Genomic DNA, 16,566 nt, shown 5'->3' on the forward strand with positions numbered 1-16,566 from the left:
CCTCGCCAGCGGTCACCACCCGGTGGCGAGCAGATGGTGGGGAGCCGCGCGAGCAGTGCCTGGGCGGCCCGCCAGGCGCGGGCAGGGCGCGAGGACGGGAGGCCAGCTGGACCACCGGACGGTGCGCGGGAGTGATCCGCACAGCCGGGCGGGCGCTCACCGTACGCGCGTATCCGCCTGGTCCATGTCACGGCCCGGTCGCCGCTGCTTGGGCGGCCCGGCTTCGTGGGCCAGTGGTGCGTCCTGCCCCGGTACGGCCTGCTCGGCCCAGATGACCTTGCCCCGCGGGGTGTAGCGAGTGCCCCAGCGGTCGGCCACCTGGGCGACCAGGAACAGTCCGCGGCCGCCCTCGTCGGTCGTCGTGGCGTACCTGAGGTGCGGTGAGGTGCTGCTGCCGTCGGACACCTCACAGGTCACCGTCCGGTCGCGCAGGAGGCGTACGTGGATGGGCGGCGAGCCGTGGCGGATGGCGTTGGTGATCAGCTCGCTGAGTACGAGCTCCATGGTGAAGGACAGCTCGGACAGACCCCACTCGTGCAGCTTGTGCGACACGGCGGCGCGCATCCCGGCGACGGCGGCGGGGTCGCTGGGCACGTTCCAGTCGGCCACCCGGTCGGCCGGGGTGGCCAGGGTGCGGGCGACGAGTACCGCGACGTCGTCCTTGGGCCGCCCGTGGAGGAGTTCGTCCACCAGTGCCTGGCAGTGTGCGTCGGGGGAGCGGTCCGGGTGCCGGGCGAGGGCCTCGCGCAGCATGTCCATGCCGACGTCGAGGTCCCGCGCGCGGTCCTCGATGAGCCCGTCGGTGTAGAGGACGAGCTGGGTGCCTTCCGCCAGTTCCAGCTCGGTGCTCTGGAACATGCCCCCCAGGCCCAGGGGCAGGCCCGTCGGCACGTCGGCAAACGTGACGTCGCCGTCGGGACCCACCAGGGCGGGGGCCAGGTGTCCGGCCCGTGCCATGGTGCAGCGTCGCTCGACCGGGTTGTGGATGGCATACAGGCAGGTGGCGCCGATGACGCCGGAGTCGTGGTCCGGACCCGACTCGTCCTGGTCGATGCGGCTGACCAGGTCGTCCAGACGGCTGAGCAGCTCGTCCGGCGGCAGGTCGAGGGCGGCGAAGTTGTGCACGGCGGTGCGCAGCCGGCCCATGGTGGCCGCGGCGTGCAGACCGTGCCCGACGACGTCGCCGACGACCAGGGCCGCCCGGCCGCCTGGCAGGGGGATGACGTCGAACCAGTCGCCGCTCACACCCGACTGGGCGGGCAGGTAGCGGTAGGCGACCTCGAGCGCGCTCTGCTCGGGCAGCGCGCGCGGCAGCAGGCTGCGCTGGAGGGTGACGGCGAGGGTGTGCTCGTGGGTGTAGCGGCGGGCGTTGTCGATGCTGAGCGCTGCCCGTGCGACGAGCTCTTCGGCCAGGGACAGTTCGTCCTCGTCGAAGGGCTCCGGTGTGCGGGAGCGCCAGAAGGTCGCCACGCCGAGCATGATGCCGCGGGCCTGGATCGGGACGGAGATCAGTGAGTGGACGCCGTATTCCTCGATCCTCTCGACGCGTGCGGCGTCCTGGAGCCGGAGGCCGGTGGCGGTGGCCAGGTCGGTCACCAGTTCCGAGCGGCCCGTGCCCAGACCGCGGGCGTGCGGTGTCGACGGGACGAAGTCGATCAGGGAGCCGACCTCGTAGAAGGGATGGTCCTCCCGGATGCCCTTGACGGCGGTGCGGCGCATACCCGTCCCCGCCCCGTCGGGCTCCTCGCCCTGCAGCACCGCGTCGAGCAGGTCCACGGTCACGAAGTCGGCGAACCGGGGAACGGCGATCTGAGCCAGTTCCTCGGCCGTACGCGTCACATCGAGGCTGCCTCCGAGGCCCAGGCCCGCGTCGTAGAGCAGCTTCAGGCGCTCGCGGGCCATCTCGGCCCGGCCGGAGAGCGCACGCAGTTCGGTGGAGTCCCGCAGAGTGGCCACCGTGCCACCGCAGAAGCCGTGGTGTCCGGTGGGCCGCTGGTTGACCGCGAGCAGGCGGTCCCCGGACAGGTGCACTTCGTCGCTCGCCCTGCGCCCGGAGGTCAGCAGTTCCCGGATGCCCCGGGTGAGGCCGGGCAGCTCCGCCACCGGTCTGCCCTCGGCGTCCCGGGGCAGGCCGAGCAGCCGTGAGGCCTCGTCGTTGGCCAGGAGCAGCCGGCCGTCCGCGCCGACGATGACCACACCTTCGCGCACGGAATGCAGGACCGCGTCGTGGTGCTCGTACATCCGCGTCATCTCGGCGGGGCCCAGATTGTGGGTCTGCCGCCGCAGCCTCCTGCCGACCAGTGCCGTTCCGGCCGTGGCCACCGCCAGACCGGCCGCTCCGGCGCCCAGGATGAGCGGCAGCTGCCGTTCCGCGAGGCTGGTGACCGTCTCGACCTTCAGCCCGGCGGAGACCAGCGCTGCCACCTTGCCCTCGCGGTCGTTGATCGGGACGGTGGCCTGGACCTCGTGACCGAGCGGCCCGTGCACGCTCTCGGTGTAGACCCGGCCGGCCAGCGACGGCTCGATCCGGCCCACGAAGCGCTTGCCGATCCGGTCCGGCTGGGGATGCGTGTACCGGATGCCGTCGGTGTCCATGACGACGATGAAGTCGACGCCGGCCGCCTTTCGGCCCGCATCGGTGAGGGGCTGCAGCACCTTCGACGGCTCGGGGGCCCGCAGCGCGGCGAGGACGCCGGGGGAGTGGGCGTAGGTCTGGGCGACGGCGATGGAGCGGCGTTCGGCCTCCGCTCTGCCGGCCCGCTGCGACTGCAGCACCTGCGCCACCACGGCACACGCCACCAGCAGCACCACCAGCGCCACCTGCAGGAGGAAGACCTGGCCGGCGACGCTGCGCGGACTCCTGCTCGCCAGAAGCCGCGACGATAGGCCACTGAAACTGCGAAAAGCAGACATTAGCCACTATTCCTACACGAAGAACCTCCGGATGGCCATGCTCTGACTGGTGCCGACATCGGAACGATGACGACGATCATCGAAGGTCTTGGAACCCACCTGACGCCACGTGGCTCGCCGCCCCGGGGGCACCGCGCCGCCAGCCGTGAAGCCCGGTGGTACGACCTCTGCCACGGGCAGGTGCGGCGCACCTGGGCAGGTATGGCCGGTGTGCCGGCCCACCCGCAGGCCGGCCGAACGACGCCGTCCGACTTCGTCATGCGCACCTGGGCGGTCGAACTCGGCCGGCGTGACATCCGGGTCCTGGCCGTGACCCGGCCTCGGCACCGCCCGCAGCAGGACCTCGACGGAGAAGCGGGGGATGAGGCTCGCTCTACGCGAGGTTGTCCGGCTCAGACGGCCATCCGATGACGTCGTCCAGTTGGACGTTGCGCAGGAGCGTTCCCTTGAGCCGGACTCCGGTGACGTTGGTGAGGCCGTACGGCGTTCTGCCGCTGTTCACCCGGCCGAGCTCGGCGTCGGTGAGATCAGCGTCGCGGAGGTCGACCTCGCGGAGATCACAGCCGAACAAGCGGGCCCCACGAAGTGACGCTCCGCGCAGATCCGCACCGCTCAGATCGCAGAACTTGAACCAGCAGCCGTCCAGGGTGGCCTGCCGCAGATCGACTCCCGCGAACGAGCATCGTGTGAAGCGCAACTGTGAGGGGCGAGCAGAAGTCAGATCCTGGCCGGTGAAGTCCTCCCCCTCCAGGGCTGCGTAGCGCGGGAGCGCGGCGAGTCGACGCCTCGCGTTCAGGGGCGTGGTCATGGGCGACAGTGTGCCAGTCAAACCAGAAGTGAGCTCGCAGGTTTCCCATGGGCTGCTGTGCGGACAGGTTCTGCGGTCACCGTTGATCACCGGTGGGTGAAGGCTGGTGATCCTCTGTCAGGTAGCGGTCGTCGGTGATCAGCACCAGCAGAAGTACCCTCCGGGCCGTTGTGAAGGTCAGCGTGATCTTGCGCCGGGCCTCCGGGTGGTCGATCCGGACCGTCACCGAGTCCGCGTCGGCCTCCAGGGGCAGGTCGTGCCGCGCCACCCAGGTACTCACCAGCCGCTGCCACTGGTCGGACAGCGTGGGCCCGCCGGGGGAAAGAAGGCCACGTCCGCGCACGTCGTACCGCCTCCAGCACCATATGGTCGGAGAGCCCTGACGCCCGCCGGGAACGTACGCACCGGACGGGGCTCCCGCAGTGCGTCGGAAAGGCCCGGGGGCGCCGCCACCCGGGCGGGGCCGCGCCCCGGGCGAGCCAGGCCGCTCCCGTGGCCACCGCCACGTCCGGCTCGGACACGTCCAGCACCGGCCGCCCCGACCGTGCGGCCAGCAGCTCGCCGACCATGGGAAGCCGGGAGCTGCCGCCCACGGGGACGATGAGATCGAGGTCCGCCCAGGAGAGGCCGTGAACCTCCTCTCTCGGCTCGTCCCGGGTGAGCGTGACCTCCACCGGCGGATCGAGCATGGTGAGCGGATCGGTGTGCTCCGACGAGACGGACAGCTGCTGCTTGAAGGCGGTGCACGCCTCGGCGAGCTGGGTCCGGCGTGGCATCTGCGGGCCCGCTCCCAGGTGGCCGGGACGGTGATCCCCACCCGGTCCGGCTCCGCCCCGACGGCCCGGCGGGCCTGTGCCACCAGGAAGCCGAGGACTCGTGCGGTGAGCTCCACACCGCTGAACCGGCGCTCGCCCAGCCGGTGTGGGAACGGCTCGCCGAACTCCCGCTTGAACTCGGCCCGGAAACGCTCGGGGCGTCGCAGGCGAGAGTTCTGGGCCGCCTGCCCGACCACCGGCGATCCGTCCGGGAGAAGACACACGGCACTGCGCACGGAGGTCGCTCCATGAGCGCTGACGAGGTCGCGCACCGGCAGCGGGGCTGCCCCTGACGCAGTACCACCAGGGCGGATGCCCAGGTGCCGAAGTCGATGCCGAAGACCACGCCGCCGGCCGTGCGACGTGGGCCTGTGCTGCAACTCACGGCGTGTCGAACTGGTCGGGTTCGAACGACGCTCCGCCTGACGAAGTCGAACGCGCGTCTACCCATGCCTGCGGGCCCCGGGTGTTCCCAGGGCCCGCAGGTGTGGGGGCACGCCGCTTGACGGTTACCAGCGGTACCAGCGGCCCTTGCGACCGCTGGTGTCCGCCGTCCGCACGACGAAGCCCAGCAGCCAGACCACCAGCACGATCACGGCTATCCACCACAGTGCCTTCAGCGCGAAACCCGCACCGAAGAGGATCAGAGCCAGCAGCAGAACGAGGAGCAAGGGGACCATAGTTATCAACCTCCGATGCTCCGGATGCCCGGCCAATCGAAGAACACACAATCGATTTCCATGGTTTCTTTACCGCTCCCATGGATACTCGACGCACTTGCACTACCCCACGTACCCGCCAATCGCGCGGCGGAGCCTGAGTTCCCCGCTGTCACCGAGCCCCTCTCCGCGAATTGCCGACCGTAACCGATCGGTGCGAGCGCTCACGACCGCTCCACCGCCAACTCCCATACCTTGGTGGCCGTTTGTTCGGCGTACGCGGTCGGGGACGGGTCGGCGGGGAGTTGGGCCGGCACGGACGAGTGCTTCTTGGGGCCGGGGCGGTCGGCGAACAGCGCTACCGTCAGGGCGAGCCGGTTGTCGAAGCCGGTCGTCCAGACGGTGCGCCGGGCGGTACCGCCTCCGGCCCCGGCGGTGAAGAACGTGCCGGGTGCCTCGGGCCGCACGGCGACGGCCTCACTGCGACCGTCCGGCCAGCTGTAGCCCCCCTGCGTCCGTGCCTGCGCCGTCACCATGAGGGCGCCCTTCTCGTCGATGACTTGCGGGGTGATGTCCGGCCGCGTCGTGTGCACGGTGTGCCCCTCGCGGGTGATCCGGGCGACCGTATGGGGCTCCGCGTGATCACCCACGGCCGCCACCGCCGCGTACGCCGAAGCCAGACGCAGCGGTGTCGGCGCTGCCGACTGCAGCAACCCGTCCAGCGGACCCGCGAGCCGTACGCCCTCGAAGGGGTCCAGCACCGAACCGGCCTCCACCGCCCCGCTCACCGCGTCGTTGAACGGCTGCCGCGCGTAGTCCGCCCCGCCGTACAGCACACGAACCGCCCCGTCCCCGGGCTCGATCCCCACCACGGCCGTGTGCACCCGCACCTCGCCGTCCGAGTCGTCCGGGCCGTCCTTCACCAACTCGGCGGTGGCGTCCTGAAGGGCGAGGTCGAAGGTGGTGTGCACGGTGTAGCCCCCGCGTGCCAGCTGGTCCTCGGTGATGCCGAGCCGGTCGGCGGCCTCCTTCGCGGCCACGTCGATCAGATACTGCCGCTGCCCCTCCGTCTCACCCGGCGGATAGAACCGGAAGGCGGGGAAACGGGCCGCGTCCCGCTGCTTCTTCGTGATGCTGCCCCCGGCTTCCATCGCGTCGAGCACCCACTCCCACCGGTCCCGGAGTTTCGCGGTCACTTCCGGGTCGGAGCCCGCCTTCTCGTAGTACGAGGGGATGTTGACGATCGCGGCCAGCGCGGCCCCCTGCGAGACGGTCAGGTCCTTGGGCGCCACGTCGAAGTAGTTGCGGGCGGCGGCCTGGACCCCGGCGGCGCCCCGGCCGAAGTACACGGTGTTCAGATAGCCCTCGAGGATCTCGTCCTTGCTCCGGGTGCGGTCGAGCTTGATCGCGATCAGTGCTTCACGGGCCTTACGGGACAGCGACTGCTCCGGGCTCAGCAGCGCGTTCTTCACGTACTGCTGGGTGATCGTGGAACCGCCCTGCCGCCCGCGGCCGGTCACCGTGGCCATCACGGCACGGGCGATGGCGCGCGGTGAGATGCCGGTGTCCGTACGGAAGGACCGGTTCTCCGCCGCGATCACGGCGTCCTGCACATGCCGGGGAACCTGCGACAGCGGCACCTCCTGCCGGTCCACGGGACCGCGCCGGCCCAGGTAGGAGCCCTCAGTGTCGAGGAACACCGTGCTCTGCACGACCGTCTCGGGGTGCGGCTCGGGGATCACGGTCAGCTTGTACGCGACGAGGGCGGCACCGCAGAGGGCGCCGATGAGTACGACGAACGTGACCAGCAGCCGTCGCAGCCAGCGCCCACGGGTGCGGCGCAGCCGGACGCGGAGGGGGATGCGGGGACTGGAGTGGGGGCGTCGGCGGGCGGCGAGGCGGGAAGCGCTCCGGGAAACGAAGCGGGAGACGGAGATGCCCGTGGCCTTCCGCATGAGCCGGCCGGGGGTCGTCGGACGCATGTTCACGACGGCACCGCACCGATGCCCGACCGCGCGACGACGGCGCCCGCCGCGTCGTACACGGTGACCGTCGGGCCGCCGCCCCCGGCGAGGAGATCGTCGCCCTCGGGCCCGGACAGCGGCGCGCTCGCATACCACACGCCCCAGCCCCGGTCGCCCGCGAGCGTGAGGACGTTGGCGGTGATCCTCCGGTCTCCGACGCCGATTTCGACGCGGGCCGCGTCGCCGGAAAGCCCGTAGTACAGGCCGGACAGAAAGTACCGGCCCTGCACCGCTTCGGCCTGCGCGGAAATGCCCGGCTCGCCGGCCGCGAGGTTCACGTCACCGGCCCCGCGGAACTGGTTCGGCGCCTGCGGAGTGGACCAGTGCTTGCCGTCCGGGGTCAGCCAGACGTCCACACCCGGGGCTGCGGCCACCCGCTCACCGGAGGCGACGATCCGCACCGGCCCGGGGACCGCGTCGTCCGCGGCCTCGGCGGAACCGGTGGCACCCCGGCTCCCGAACTGATCGGCGGCGAGGACGGCCGGGGGCGCGAGCAGCAGGGCGCACCCGGCGGCCACGGCCCGCATCCGCCGTCGGCGCCGCGCCGCGCCGTCCCGCTGGATCTCGTCGAGCGGAACGGCCGAGGACGTCATGCCGTCGAGGTCGGCGGCGAAACCGGCCCGCAGGGCCGCCCACTCCCTTCCGGCGGGCACCGTCCGGCCTACGAGGGCCCTTCTCACCCCGCGCCGCGCGGTGGAGCGCACCGCTCCCACCGAGCACCCCAGCACATGGGCGATCTCCGTCTCGCCCAGCCCGTCCCAGTACCGCAGCACGAGCACGACCCGCTCCCGGGCGCCGCCCAACAGCCGGGCCCCGCCGCGCAGATGCCCCTGCACAAGACAGCGCCGTACGTGGAAGTCGACGTCGTTGCGCGGAACGCGCCGCCACTGGGCGCACATTCGGACCAGGGTGAGCCGCGCCAACTCCTCGCCGCATCGGGCGTCCTGGGTGAGAAGGCAGGCAGTGGCCACGAGCCGGGGCCAGTTGGCACGGGCGTACGCCGCGAAGTCACCGCGTGCGACAGGCGATACGGAGGTGCCGCATGCCTCCCCTCCAGGATCCGCACGCACCTGCACGGCGGACGGATGGATCCCGGCACCCGTGTTCATCGTCTTCCTCCAGGGGTTTGCTTCGATGTGCGCGACCTGCGGGACCTGTACGCATGACGGGGCCTGCCGGGTTGCACGGGAAATCCGAGACTCCGGTGGAGGGTATGACCGAGGACGAGTTCGACGCTTTCTACGCGGCCGCGTTCCCCCGCTTGACCGGGCAGCTCTACGCCTTCACCGGGGACCTCGGCGAGGCCCAGGACGTGGTGCAGGAGGCGTTCGTACGGGCCTGGGACCGGCGCCAGAGGCTCCTGTCAGACGAGGCCCCCGAGGCATGGATACGCACCGTCGCGATGCGACTCGCGGTCAGCCGCTGGCGGCGGGCCAGACGGTGGCTGGAACTGATGCGCCGCACCCCGCCCCCGGAGTCGACCCCGGGCCCCGGCCCCGAACGCGCCGCATTGGTGATGGCGTTGCGTCAACTCCCCGAGAGTCAGCGCATGGCGATCGTCCTGCACCACCTGTGCGACCTCAGCGTCGAACAGGTAGCCTCCGAGACCGGCGCGCCCGTGGGGACGGTCAAGGCCCGGTTGTCCCGGGGGCGGGCGGCACTGGCCAAGCATCTGTCGGTGGAGGAGGCCGAGGAGCCGGCCTGGAAGGAGGGCCGCCGTGTCAGATGAACTCGCTGCCGCCTTGCGCGAGTTGGCCGTAAGGCACGAGACCCCACCGCCCGTGACCGCCCACGAGGTCCGAGCCAGGGCCGCCCGCCGCTCCCGCCGCCGCCGGGCGACCGCGGCCGTGGGCTTGGTCACGGCGGTGGGCACGCTCGCGGTGATCGCCCTGACGCCGCACGGCGACGCCCCGGACAACGACCGCCGGCTCCCGGCCACCGCGCCGGACACCCCGACACCGACGGTGTCCACCCCGCGCCCGGCCATCACCACTCCCAGGGTCCTCGACCTGGGCCGCCACACTCTCACGGTCGGCGACCGCGTGATGCGGGTCGACTCGCACTTCTTCGATGCCTTGCCGCCCGGCCGGGAGCTGACGGTGACCGCGAGACACGAGGTGCTGCGGCTGCCGCAGGAGGCGGAGGCGGCCAAGGACGCTTACTTCGTCAAGATCCCGTACGTCGTGGAACTGCACACCGCCGACCGATTGCCGATCTACGCCGGCCCCCTGGGCTTCGACACGAAGGCCCTGGCCACCCTCGCCCCCAAAGCGAGCTGGATCGGCCTCGCCCCGACGGACGCCGAGTGGCTCTACACCCGCTCCCGCGAGGGCGACCGCGTGACGGTCACCTCCACGGCCGTCCCGGGCACGCGGGAGGGCGGGGCGTCGGTCACCCCGACGACCCCGCCGGACCGCACGGTTGCGCCGGACCGCACGGTTCCACAGGACCGCACGGTCACCGGCGAGCCGGGGTGACGCGTCGGTGGATGCGGCGCGGGACGTGCGTGGGCTCCTCGGCCCGGACCTTTCCTGCCGGGAGTCGGTCCCCACGGCCTCGTGTCCGCCGCCTGGCGTGCCAGACGCTGACCTGGAGGACACCGGCCCTGGTGGTTCCCATCAGGTACGTGCCGGCGGCGAGCACCCGGAGGACGAAGGAGAGCTTGCCGGGGCGGGCCCGGCTGCGGAGGGGATGTGCATACGTCTTTGCGTAGGGGGCGAGGCCAGGTGGCGGCTTCGACGGTGATGCGGTCGGCCGTAGCGAGCTGGTCGGTGTCGGCGTCGAGGTGGCCGAGGATGAGGAGGTCGGCGGAGGCGGAGGGGCCGTCGCGGTAGAAGAGGGCCAGGTTGGCCCAGGGCGCGTAGTAGGCGAGGTCGCCGGCCTTCGGCGCGGCCGGTTCGGGGGCGTCGGCGGTGGTCAGCTTGCGCGGCGGGTAGCCGATCCGCTCCGTGCCGTGGAAGTCCTCCAGATCCACGGTGAGCGGGAGAAGAGCAGCGAGGTCGCGGGCGGCAGGGGTGTCGTTCAAGGTGGCGTCGACGGGCCGTCCGTCGAGGGTGGCACGGATGTCCATGAAGGTGTTCCTGTCGGAGCCGGGCGGGGTGGGGGATGCCGGTGCCTCCTGCCGCCCCGTTGCGGCCGAGGACGACAGTGCGGACGGCGAACCGGCGTGCGGAGCGCCGTCGGAGCAGCCGGCCACGGTCAGCAGCAGGACGGCTGCCGGGACGGCGCACGGCAGGGCCCGGCGGGGCGCGGAGGTCATCGGCATCATCCTGAGGGTCAGTCGGGCGTGGCTTCGGCGGAGGGGCGGAAGCCGTCTCGCTCGGTGTGCAGGGCGTACAAGCGCTCGGCCAGGACAGCGGGGGCTGGAGCGCTCGGCGGGGCGAATCGCGCAAGGGACGATCAGCTGGGCCGCATGGATGTTCTCCGGGGCGAGGCGGTGGGTCAGGGCTTGAGGAGCGCCTTGATCGCGGCGCTCGTCCATGGCCCGGTAGCCCTCGGCGACCTGTTCCAGCGGGAGGGCGAGGTCGAAGACCTTGCCCGGGTCGATGCGGCCGGTCAGGACGCGGTCGATGAGGTCGGGCAGGTAGCGGCGCACGGGGGCGGGGCCGCCGCGCAGCCCGACGTGGGAGAAGAACAGCTCTTGCCCGTCCACCGACACGTCGTGGGGGACGCCGACGAAGCCGACGTTGCCACCGGGTCGCGCCGCGTGCAGGGCCTGCTGCGCGGCCTGCGCGGTACCGACGCACTCCAGGACGCTGTCGGCGCCGATGCCGCCGGTGAGCTCCTTGATGCGGGCGACGCCCTAGTCGCCGCGCTCGGTGACCATGTCGGTGGCGCCGAACTCCCGGGCGAGCTGTTGACGGGACTCGCGATGATCCGCTCGGCGCCCATCTCCTTGGCGGCGATGACGCCGCACAGGCCGACCGCGCCGTCGCCGACCACGACGGCCGTGGAGCCGGGCCTGACACCGGCGGCGTCGGCGGCCCACCAGCCGGTGCCCATCACGTCGGAGACGGCGAGCAGGCCGGGCCAGTGCTCCTCGGCCGGTAGGCCGTCGGTGGCGACGAGGGTGCCCTGGGCGTTGGGGATCCGCACGTACTGGGCCTGGCAGGTGCTCATGAACTCGCGGTGCAGGCAGTTGGACTGGAAACCGTTGCGATTTCGCCGGTGTCTCCCCGGCCGTCCTCGAAGCTGTCGCCCGCGCCCTGCAGCTCGACGACGCCGAACGCGCCCACCTGCTGAACCTGGCGCAGGCCGCCGACGGCTCCGACGCTCTCACCCGCCCCCGGCGCCGCAGCACGCGGCAGTGGACACCCCACCGCAGTCTGCAATGGACCCTGGACGCGGTCACCGCCGGGCCCGCGTTCGTCCGCAACGGCCGCATGGACATCCTCGCCGCCAACCAGCTCGCTCGCGCTTTCTACCACGACGTCTACGCCACGCCCCACAACCAGGCCAACCTGGCCCGCTTCAACTTCCTCGACCCCGCCTCCCGCCGCTTCTACCCCGACTGGGACACCTTCGCCGACGTCGCCGTCGCGATCCTGCGGACGGAAGCCGGCCGCAACCCCCACGACAAGGACCTGCACGATCTGGTCGGTGAACTGTCCACCGACAGCGACTAGTTCCGCACCCGCTGGGGCGCCCACAACGTCCGCCACCACGGCCCCGGGACCAAACGGTTCCACCACTCGGCCGTCGGGTACCTCACCCTCGCCTTCGAGGGCCTGGACATGGCCGCCGAGCCGGGCCTGACCCTCACCATCTACACCGCCGAACCCGGTTCGCCCTCCGAAGAGGGCCTGCGCCTCCTCGCCTCCTGGGCGGCCACACAAGAAGCCGACGCCGACACGGAACCGACCGGCACCAACTGACCACGGCTGACGCACGTCACAGCGGTCCCTGCGGGCATCGGCGGACCGCCCATGTGCTCGAGGGGCACCGACGACGCGGTCGCGGCAGTCCGGGGCCGCTTCCGCGTCCGGATGTTCTGCTTCTCGCGGCACCGTGACGCCCCAGGCACACCCGGGGCGAAAGGCGTTGGCGGTAGGGCGCGGACGGAGTTCGACAGGCAGGCGGAGGAGAAAGTCAAGTCGCCGATGCTCGGCAATGGCCGACTACCGCGAACGCCACGCGGTGGAGTGCGCGGGATCGACCGCCCGAAGCGGCACCGCGCCATGGCGGCCCGGTACGACAGGCTTGCCGTCGGCTACGAAGCGACGGTGCTGGTCGCAGGTATCGACGAGTGGCTGTGACAAGCGCCTCTAGGCACCTGCGGGGCACCGCGGTTCGCGCCACATCGCCCACAGTACCGGCCCGTTCTCCGGTAGCCGAAGCTCCCCACGCACGGTGAAACCGAAGTGTTCGTAGAAGGGCAGGTTGGACGGCTTGGAGGACTCCAGATAGGCGGGCAGACCCGCTGCGTCGGCCTTGTCCAGCCCCGAGCGCAGCAGGGCGGCCCCGTGCCCCTGACCCTGGGCAGCCGGGTCGACGCCGATCACCGCCAGGTACCAATGCGGTTCCTGGGGTGTGTGCTGGGCGGCCGTCTCGACAGCGTCCCTGAACAGTGGAGCACGGTCACCAAGGATGTTCTGGAGCTCCTGGATGGTCTCCGCGTCGGGAACGGCCTTGGCCTGCGCCTCCGGCGGTACCCAGAAAGCGGCCGCCGCATCGGTGCGCTCACACACACCGTGGTGGACGTACTGCCGGGTGAAGACTGTGGTGAAGTAGCGGCCCAGTCCTGCCTCGCGCGAGGCGTCGCCGGTGAAGAGCCAGCGCATCATGGGGTCGTCGTCGAAGGCGCGGGCCAAGGTGCGACTGATCAGCGGAGCGTCGTCGATCGTTGCCGCCGTCGGGATCTTCGTCATCGGCATACGGGCCATTCTGTACCCCTGGGGGTTCCTCGGCGTCGGGGGGTCCGTCCGCTCGCGGGCCGACACGTTCGGCGACGGGAATTGGGTCAGGGTGCGCGGCGAAGGGACCGGCGGCGGCCGTTGTGACGATGGCCAGTCAGCAGCTTGGCAGCGCGCCCTGCTTTTGTTGCCGATGTGTCTGGGTCCGGACGCTGGGTGTTTCGAGCTGTGTCTGCACCCTGTACTGCGGATCACGGGCATGAGGGAACGTGGGAAGCCGCCGGTCACACGAGCGCTGAGGAGTGGTGTCCATCCGGCTGGCACCCGTTCGAGCAGGGGCGTATCCCGGATGGTCGGTGGCGCGTGCTGTTCCTGGCCTCGGGTCGTGATCTCTATGCGTTGCTGGTTATCAAATGCTGTACTCCTGCTGGCTCCCTCAGCTCTGCCGTTTCCCGCGGCCTCGGCCACGCCACGTCCCTCCGCTACGGCTGGGATGGTGCAGCGGGACGCAGACGCGCTGCGCGACGCCGGAGTCACCGGCGTGGCGGTCCGGCTGGAGACCCCACGCGGGATCGTCACGGTCCGCTCCGGTGTGGAAGATCTGGTCAGCCGCCGCCCGGCGGCTACCTGCGTTTTGGCAGCACCTCCAAGACCTTCGTCGCCACCGGCGCGTTGCTACTGGCGGGCGAGAAACGGCTGTCCCTCGACCAGACGGTGGAACAGCTGTTGCCCGGAGTGGTGTCCGGAGCCGGAAACGACGGCCGTACCATCACGGTCCGCAATCTGCTCCAGCACACCAGCGGTTTGCAGGACTACATCCACGACGTCTTCCCCGGCCCCAGCGCCCAGACCTGCTTCGCCAGGAGTGCGGCCCTCGGAGGAGCCGGCGTCGCGAGCCCGGCGTGTGCAACGCCGGGCTCGCGACGCAACTCCCCTGCCGGAACGGGGTCGTCGGTCAGGCGCCCTCGATCAGCCGGCGCGTGTGAAGACCTTCGCCGTGGATTCCGTGGCACAGGACTTCTTCTCTTCGGCGGTCATCTTGCGGGACTTGACCATCACCGCGCTCCGCTTGCCGTCCGTGCCGTTCGGGGCGGGGCTGGTGATCTCGTCGGGGACGAACCAGTAGTAGTGGCCCCACTCGCGGTCTTCGTAGTGCGTCTGCCAGGTGCCGGATATGCGCTGCATGACCTGGGAGCGCGAGATCCATCCCACCTCTCCCGGTGCCACGGTCACGGTGGCACTGCTGGTCTCGGTGTGGGAGCTCTGCCATGTGTAGTTGTAGGTCGCGGTCACGCTGGCGCTGATGATGCCCTCGATGCCCCCGCCGACGCTGATCGAGCCGCCGACCGAGTGGCTGGAGCCCACGGTGTCGGCCCAGCTCAGCGACTGGGAGGCGGGTGAGGAGGAGCAGTTGTAGAGCAGGTCGGAGACCTGGCGCGGCTCCCCGAGGTAAGCTTCCGAGATCTGCGGATCGTTGAAGGTGCACTGGCCCTCACCGGAGGCGCAGTCGGCCATGATCTGCTCCCGGGTAGGTTGCTCCTCGGCTGCGGCGGGCAGGGCGGTCGCGGCGACCGTCCCGAGCGCGACGGCCGTCAGCGCCATCGCGCGGCCGCCGTGTCGGAGCATGCGGTTCACTGTCATCGTTGGTGCCTCTCACACAAGTGGGGGGACGGTGACAGCAGACTCCTTCTGTGGCTGACAGGGCCGCAGTCACCGCCTGTGCCCAAGAGGCTTACGCACATGACGGCCGAGCCACACCAAGGAACGGTAAAGTTGTAGTTGATTGACGTACTGACGCTTAATCAACTCACTTTGTGGGGCTGTGATTTCGCGACCCACCGGGACGGGAGGGCCCGGTGACGCGATGGCCGGTGAGCGGGATACACCTCGCTCGGCACCGCGAACGACCAGGGCAAGACGTCCGGCGTCAACGCGATCGGTGTCATCGCCGAGGCCCTCGGTGCGGGCACGTCCCCAGGGGAGATCGGCGTCGTCGGCCAGGACACCGACGGCACCGTCACCCCGCAGGACGCGGGCATGTCCTGGGTGGTCTCCAGGCAGAAGGATTTCATCGGAAAGCGGTCCTACTCCCGCGCCGACGCCTCCTGCACCGACCGCAAGCAACTGGTCGGCCTGCTCCCGAGCGATCGCACGACCCGGCTGCCCGAGGGCACCCAACTCGTCACGACCGACGCCGCCTTGGAGACGGTGCCCGTGCCGATGCTCGGCCACGTCACCTCCAGCTACCACAGCCAGCCCTCGGCGCCCCTTCGCCCTCGCCCTCGTCGCCGACGGGCTGGCGAGGAAGGGCCAGACCCTGCTCGCCCCGGTGGCATGGACTTGGTGCCCGTCGAGGTGACCGACTTCGTCCTCCACGACCCCTGAAGGGACCAAGCGCGATGGCTGAGCCTCGGCTGACGATCGACGCACGGGTGAGCCCGTTGGCGCACTCGGAAGAGCGGATGCGCGCCGTCACGGTCAGCAGCGACCGCGGCGTCACGCTCGCCGAGCGACCGTTCCTCACCATGGTGAACGTGCGCGTCGACCGTGCGTCCGAAGCGGCCGACCGCATCGAGAAGACCCTGGGAGTACCGCTCCCCGCGCAGTGCGGCCGGACCACCGCATCCGGCTCTCACACGGTCTTGTGGCTAGTGCTGTGACCGGGAAGGTTCACCGGGTTGGGTGGTACTGATGGCTCCCTACACCAGTACAGTCGGCGCACTGAAGGAGCAGAGGAGCCCCGGTGCGCAAAAGAGACAGCAACGCTGATGGCCACGGCCAGCGGGCCGTGGCCATCAGGCGGATACAGGTCGTGCTGTTCGGAGTCGTTGTCCTGCTGGTCGGATTCCGTATCTGGGAGCGAGAGCACAGCGGTGGTTCAAGCTCGATCGTGTTCGGGCTGATGGCCGCATCGGCACTGTCCATCGGCGTGCTGGAAAGTTATCGGGCAAACGCCGCCAAACGATCTCGGTGACTCACCTTCCAGCCCAGCTCAGGCTGCCGGTGGCAGGGGCCGACCGCCCCAGCGGATGCCTTTCTCGCTGCGGACGCGGGCGCGTTCACGTCGTTCTGCGGCCAGGACGTCGCGGTGGCGGCGTTGGCGTTGCGCCAGCGCAGGTAGGCGTGCAGGGCCCGGGTCTGCACGGTGTGGTCGGGGTGGTTGGAGTTGGCGATGGTGAACTGCCTCAGCGGTCCGAAGTGGGCCTCGATCGGGTTCGCCCACGAGGCGTAGGTCGGGGTGAAGCACAACTCGACCTTGTTCTTCTTCGCCCAGCGGCGGATGTCGGCGCCCTTGTGGGCTGACAGGTTGTCCACGATCACGTACATCGGGGCGCCGTCCGGGCGGGCGGCACGGATCGACTTCAGCGCGGCCAACGTGTTTGCGGCACGGCCTAGGGCCAGGGCCGCTCGACGCGCAGGGATTGGCGGCGTGCGTGGTGGGCCGGGCGGGCCGGGAGGTGGTGGAGGCGGAGGGGTCCGGAGGCCATGTGCCCC

General features: G+C 70.9%; 12 protein-coding genes and 7 pseudogenes. 7 read left to right on the top strand and 12 right to left on the bottom strand.

What is annotated here, in order from left to right; genetic code table 11:
• Nucleotides 1–156: 156 nt before the first annotated feature.
• The 7 genes and pseudogenes from ACFPZJ_RS26295 to ACFPZJ_RS26325 all read right to left on the bottom strand — a co-directional run bounded on the left by ACFPZJ_RS26295 (nucleotide 157) and on the right by ACFPZJ_RS26325 (nucleotide 8,190).
• Nucleotides 157–2,913, bottom strand: coding sequence for a SpoIIE family protein phosphatase (locus ACFPZJ_RS26295; protein WP_381026333.1), 2,757 nt, complete (start codon nucleotides 2,911–2,913; stop codon nucleotides 157–159).
• Between the two features lie 373 nt (nucleotides 2,914–3,286).
• The gene (locus ACFPZJ_RS26300) at nucleotides 3,287–3,721 is read right to left on the bottom strand and encodes a pentapeptide repeat-containing protein (RefSeq protein ID WP_381026335.1); all 435 of its coding nucleotides are present in this window, start codon (nucleotides 3,719–3,721) and stop codon (nucleotides 3,287–3,289) included.
• 76 nt (nucleotides 3,722–3,797) lie between these two features.
• Nucleotides 3,798–4,064, bottom strand: coding sequence for a hypothetical protein (locus tag ACFPZJ_RS26305; RefSeq protein ID WP_381026715.1), 267 nt, complete (start codon nucleotides 4,062–4,064; stop codon nucleotides 3,798–3,800).
• A gap of 142 nt (nucleotides 4,065–4,206) precedes the next feature.
• Nucleotides 4,207–4,497: pseudogene (locus ACFPZJ_RS26310) on the bottom strand (Hsp70 family protein); the annotation flags it as partial.
• Between the two features lie 548 nt (nucleotides 4,498–5,045).
• Entirely contained in the window at nucleotides 5,046–5,216 is a 171-nt protein-coding gene (locus tag ACFPZJ_RS26315; protein WP_361950522.1) for a hydrophobic protein, read from the bottom strand.
• Nucleotides 5,217–5,419: 203 nt separating this feature from the next.
• The gene (locus tag ACFPZJ_RS26320) at nucleotides 5,420–7,177 is read right to left on the bottom strand and encodes a transglycosylase domain-containing protein (protein WP_381026337.1); all 1,758 of its coding nucleotides are present in this window, start codon (nucleotides 7,175–7,177) and stop codon (nucleotides 5,420–5,422) included.
• A gap of 2 nt (nucleotides 7,178–7,179) precedes the next feature.
• Entirely contained in the window at nucleotides 7,180–8,190 is a 1,011-nt protein-coding gene (locus ACFPZJ_RS26325; RefSeq protein WP_381026339.1) for a sigma factor-like helix-turn-helix DNA-binding protein, read from the bottom strand.
• Between the two features lie 242 nt (nucleotides 8,191–8,432).
• Between ACFPZJ_RS26325 and ACFPZJ_RS26330 the strand changes: the two genes are divergently transcribed.
• Nucleotides 8,433–8,948, top strand: coding sequence for a SigE family RNA polymerase sigma factor (locus ACFPZJ_RS26330; RefSeq protein ID WP_381026342.1), 516 nt, complete (start codon nucleotides 8,433–8,435; stop codon nucleotides 8,946–8,948).
• Complete coding sequence (locus tag ACFPZJ_RS26335) at nucleotides 8,938–9,696, top strand: hypothetical protein (protein WP_381026344.1); 759 nt, start codon at nucleotides 8,938–8,940, stop codon at nucleotides 9,694–9,696. Before ACFPZJ_RS26330 ends, ACFPZJ_RS26335 begins: the two co-directional genes overlap by 11 nt.
• 284 nt (nucleotides 9,697–9,980) lie before the next feature.
• Here ACFPZJ_RS26335 and ACFPZJ_RS26340 read toward each other — a convergent pair.
• A pseudogene (locus ACFPZJ_RS26340) lies at nucleotides 9,981–10,487 on the bottom strand (cyclophilin-like fold protein); the annotation flags it as partial.
• Between the two features lie 173 nt (nucleotides 10,488–10,660).
• Nucleotides 10,661–11,377, bottom strand: a pseudogene (locus ACFPZJ_RS26345) (zinc-binding dehydrogenase); the annotation flags it as partial.
• Between ACFPZJ_RS26345 and ACFPZJ_RS26350 the strand changes: the two are divergent.
• Nucleotides 11,371–12,093, top strand: a pseudogene (locus tag ACFPZJ_RS26350) (MmyB family transcriptional regulator); the annotation flags it as partial. The pseudogenes ACFPZJ_RS26345 and ACFPZJ_RS26350 overlap by 7 nt on opposite strands.
• Before the next feature lie 390 nt (nucleotides 12,094–12,483).
• Here ACFPZJ_RS26350 and ACFPZJ_RS26355 read toward each other — a convergent pair.
• Entirely contained in the window at nucleotides 12,484–13,101 is a 618-nt protein-coding gene (locus ACFPZJ_RS26355) for a GNAT family N-acetyltransferase (protein WP_381026347.1), read from the bottom strand.
• A gap of 333 nt (nucleotides 13,102–13,434) precedes the next feature.
• Between ACFPZJ_RS26355 and ACFPZJ_RS26360 the strand changes: the two are divergent.
• A pseudogene (locus tag ACFPZJ_RS26360) lies at nucleotides 13,435–13,830 on the top strand (serine hydrolase); the annotation flags it as partial.
• A 210-nt stretch (nucleotides 13,831–14,040) separates the two neighbouring features.
• Here ACFPZJ_RS26360 and ACFPZJ_RS26365 read toward each other — a convergent pair.
• Complete coding sequence (locus ACFPZJ_RS26365) at nucleotides 14,041–14,697, bottom strand: hypothetical protein (RefSeq protein ID WP_381026350.1); 657 nt, start codon at nucleotides 14,695–14,697, stop codon at nucleotides 14,041–14,043.
• Nucleotides 14,698–15,060: 363 nt separating this feature from the next.
• Between ACFPZJ_RS26365 and ACFPZJ_RS26370 the strand changes: the two are divergent.
• The 3 genes and pseudogenes from ACFPZJ_RS26370 to ACFPZJ_RS26380 all read left to right on the top strand — a co-directional run.
• A pseudogene (locus tag ACFPZJ_RS26370) lies at nucleotides 15,061–15,478 on the top strand (glycine cleavage T C-terminal barrel domain-containing protein); the annotation flags it as partial.
• Entirely contained in the window at nucleotides 15,471–15,731 is a 261-nt protein-coding gene (locus ACFPZJ_RS26375; protein ID WP_381026353.1) for a hypothetical protein, read from the top strand. The pseudogene ACFPZJ_RS26370 and the gene ACFPZJ_RS26375, both read left to right, overlap by 8 nt.
• 83 nt (nucleotides 15,732–15,814) lie before the next feature.
• Nucleotides 15,815–16,045 carry a hypothetical protein gene (locus tag ACFPZJ_RS26380; RefSeq protein WP_381026355.1) on the top strand — a complete coding sequence of 77 codons (231 nt, stop codon included), beginning with the start codon at nucleotides 15,815–15,817 and terminating at the stop codon, nucleotides 16,043–16,045.
• An 18-nt stretch (nucleotides 16,046–16,063) separates the two neighbouring features.
• On the opposite strand, the pseudogene ACFPZJ_RS26385 reads toward ACFPZJ_RS26380, so the two are convergent.
• Nucleotides 16,064–16,458: pseudogene (locus ACFPZJ_RS26385) on the bottom strand (transposase); the annotation flags it as partial.
• Between the last annotated feature and the right edge of the window lie 108 nt (nucleotides 16,459–16,566).

The organism is Streptomyces bullii, from assembly GCF_042657145.1.
GTDB classification, from domain to species: Bacteria; Actinomycetota; Actinomycetes; order Streptomycetales; family Streptomycetaceae; genus Streptomyces; species Streptomyces bullii.

What these genes read in the sequence shown, in the direction of transcription:
- ACFPZJ_RS26295 (WP_381026333.1), bottom strand. Translation starts at nt 2,913, where the DNA reads ATGTCTGCTTTTCGCAGTTTCAGTGGCCTATCGTCGCGGCTTCTGGCG.
- ACFPZJ_RS26300 (WP_381026335.1), bottom strand. Translation starts at nt 3,721, where the DNA reads ATGACCACGCCCCTGAACGCGAGGCGTCGACTCGCCGCGCTCCCGCGC.
- ACFPZJ_RS26315 (WP_361950522.1), bottom strand. Translation starts at nt 5,216, where the DNA reads ATGGTCCCCTTGCTCCTCGTTCTGCTGCTGGCTCTGATCCTCTTCGGT.
- ACFPZJ_RS26320 (WP_381026337.1), bottom strand. Translation starts at nt 7,177, where the DNA reads ATGCGTCCGACGACCCCCGGCCGGCTCATGCGGAAGGCCACGGGCATC.
- ACFPZJ_RS26330 (WP_381026342.1), top strand. Translation starts at nt 8,433, where the DNA reads ATGACCGAGGACGAGTTCGACGCTTTCTACGCGGCCGCGTTCCCCCGC.
- ACFPZJ_RS26355 (WP_381026347.1), bottom strand. Translation starts at nt 13,101, where the DNA reads ATGGCCCGTATGCCGATGACGAAGATCCCGACGGCGGCAACGATCGAC.
- ACFPZJ_RS26365 (WP_381026350.1), bottom strand. Translation starts at nt 14,697, where the DNA reads ATGCTCCGACACGGCGGCCGCGCGATGGCGCTGACGGCCGTCGCGCTC.
- ACFPZJ_RS26375 (WP_381026353.1), top strand. Translation starts at nt 15,471, where the DNA reads ATGGCTGAGCCTCGGCTGACGATCGACGCACGGGTGAGCCCGTTGGCG.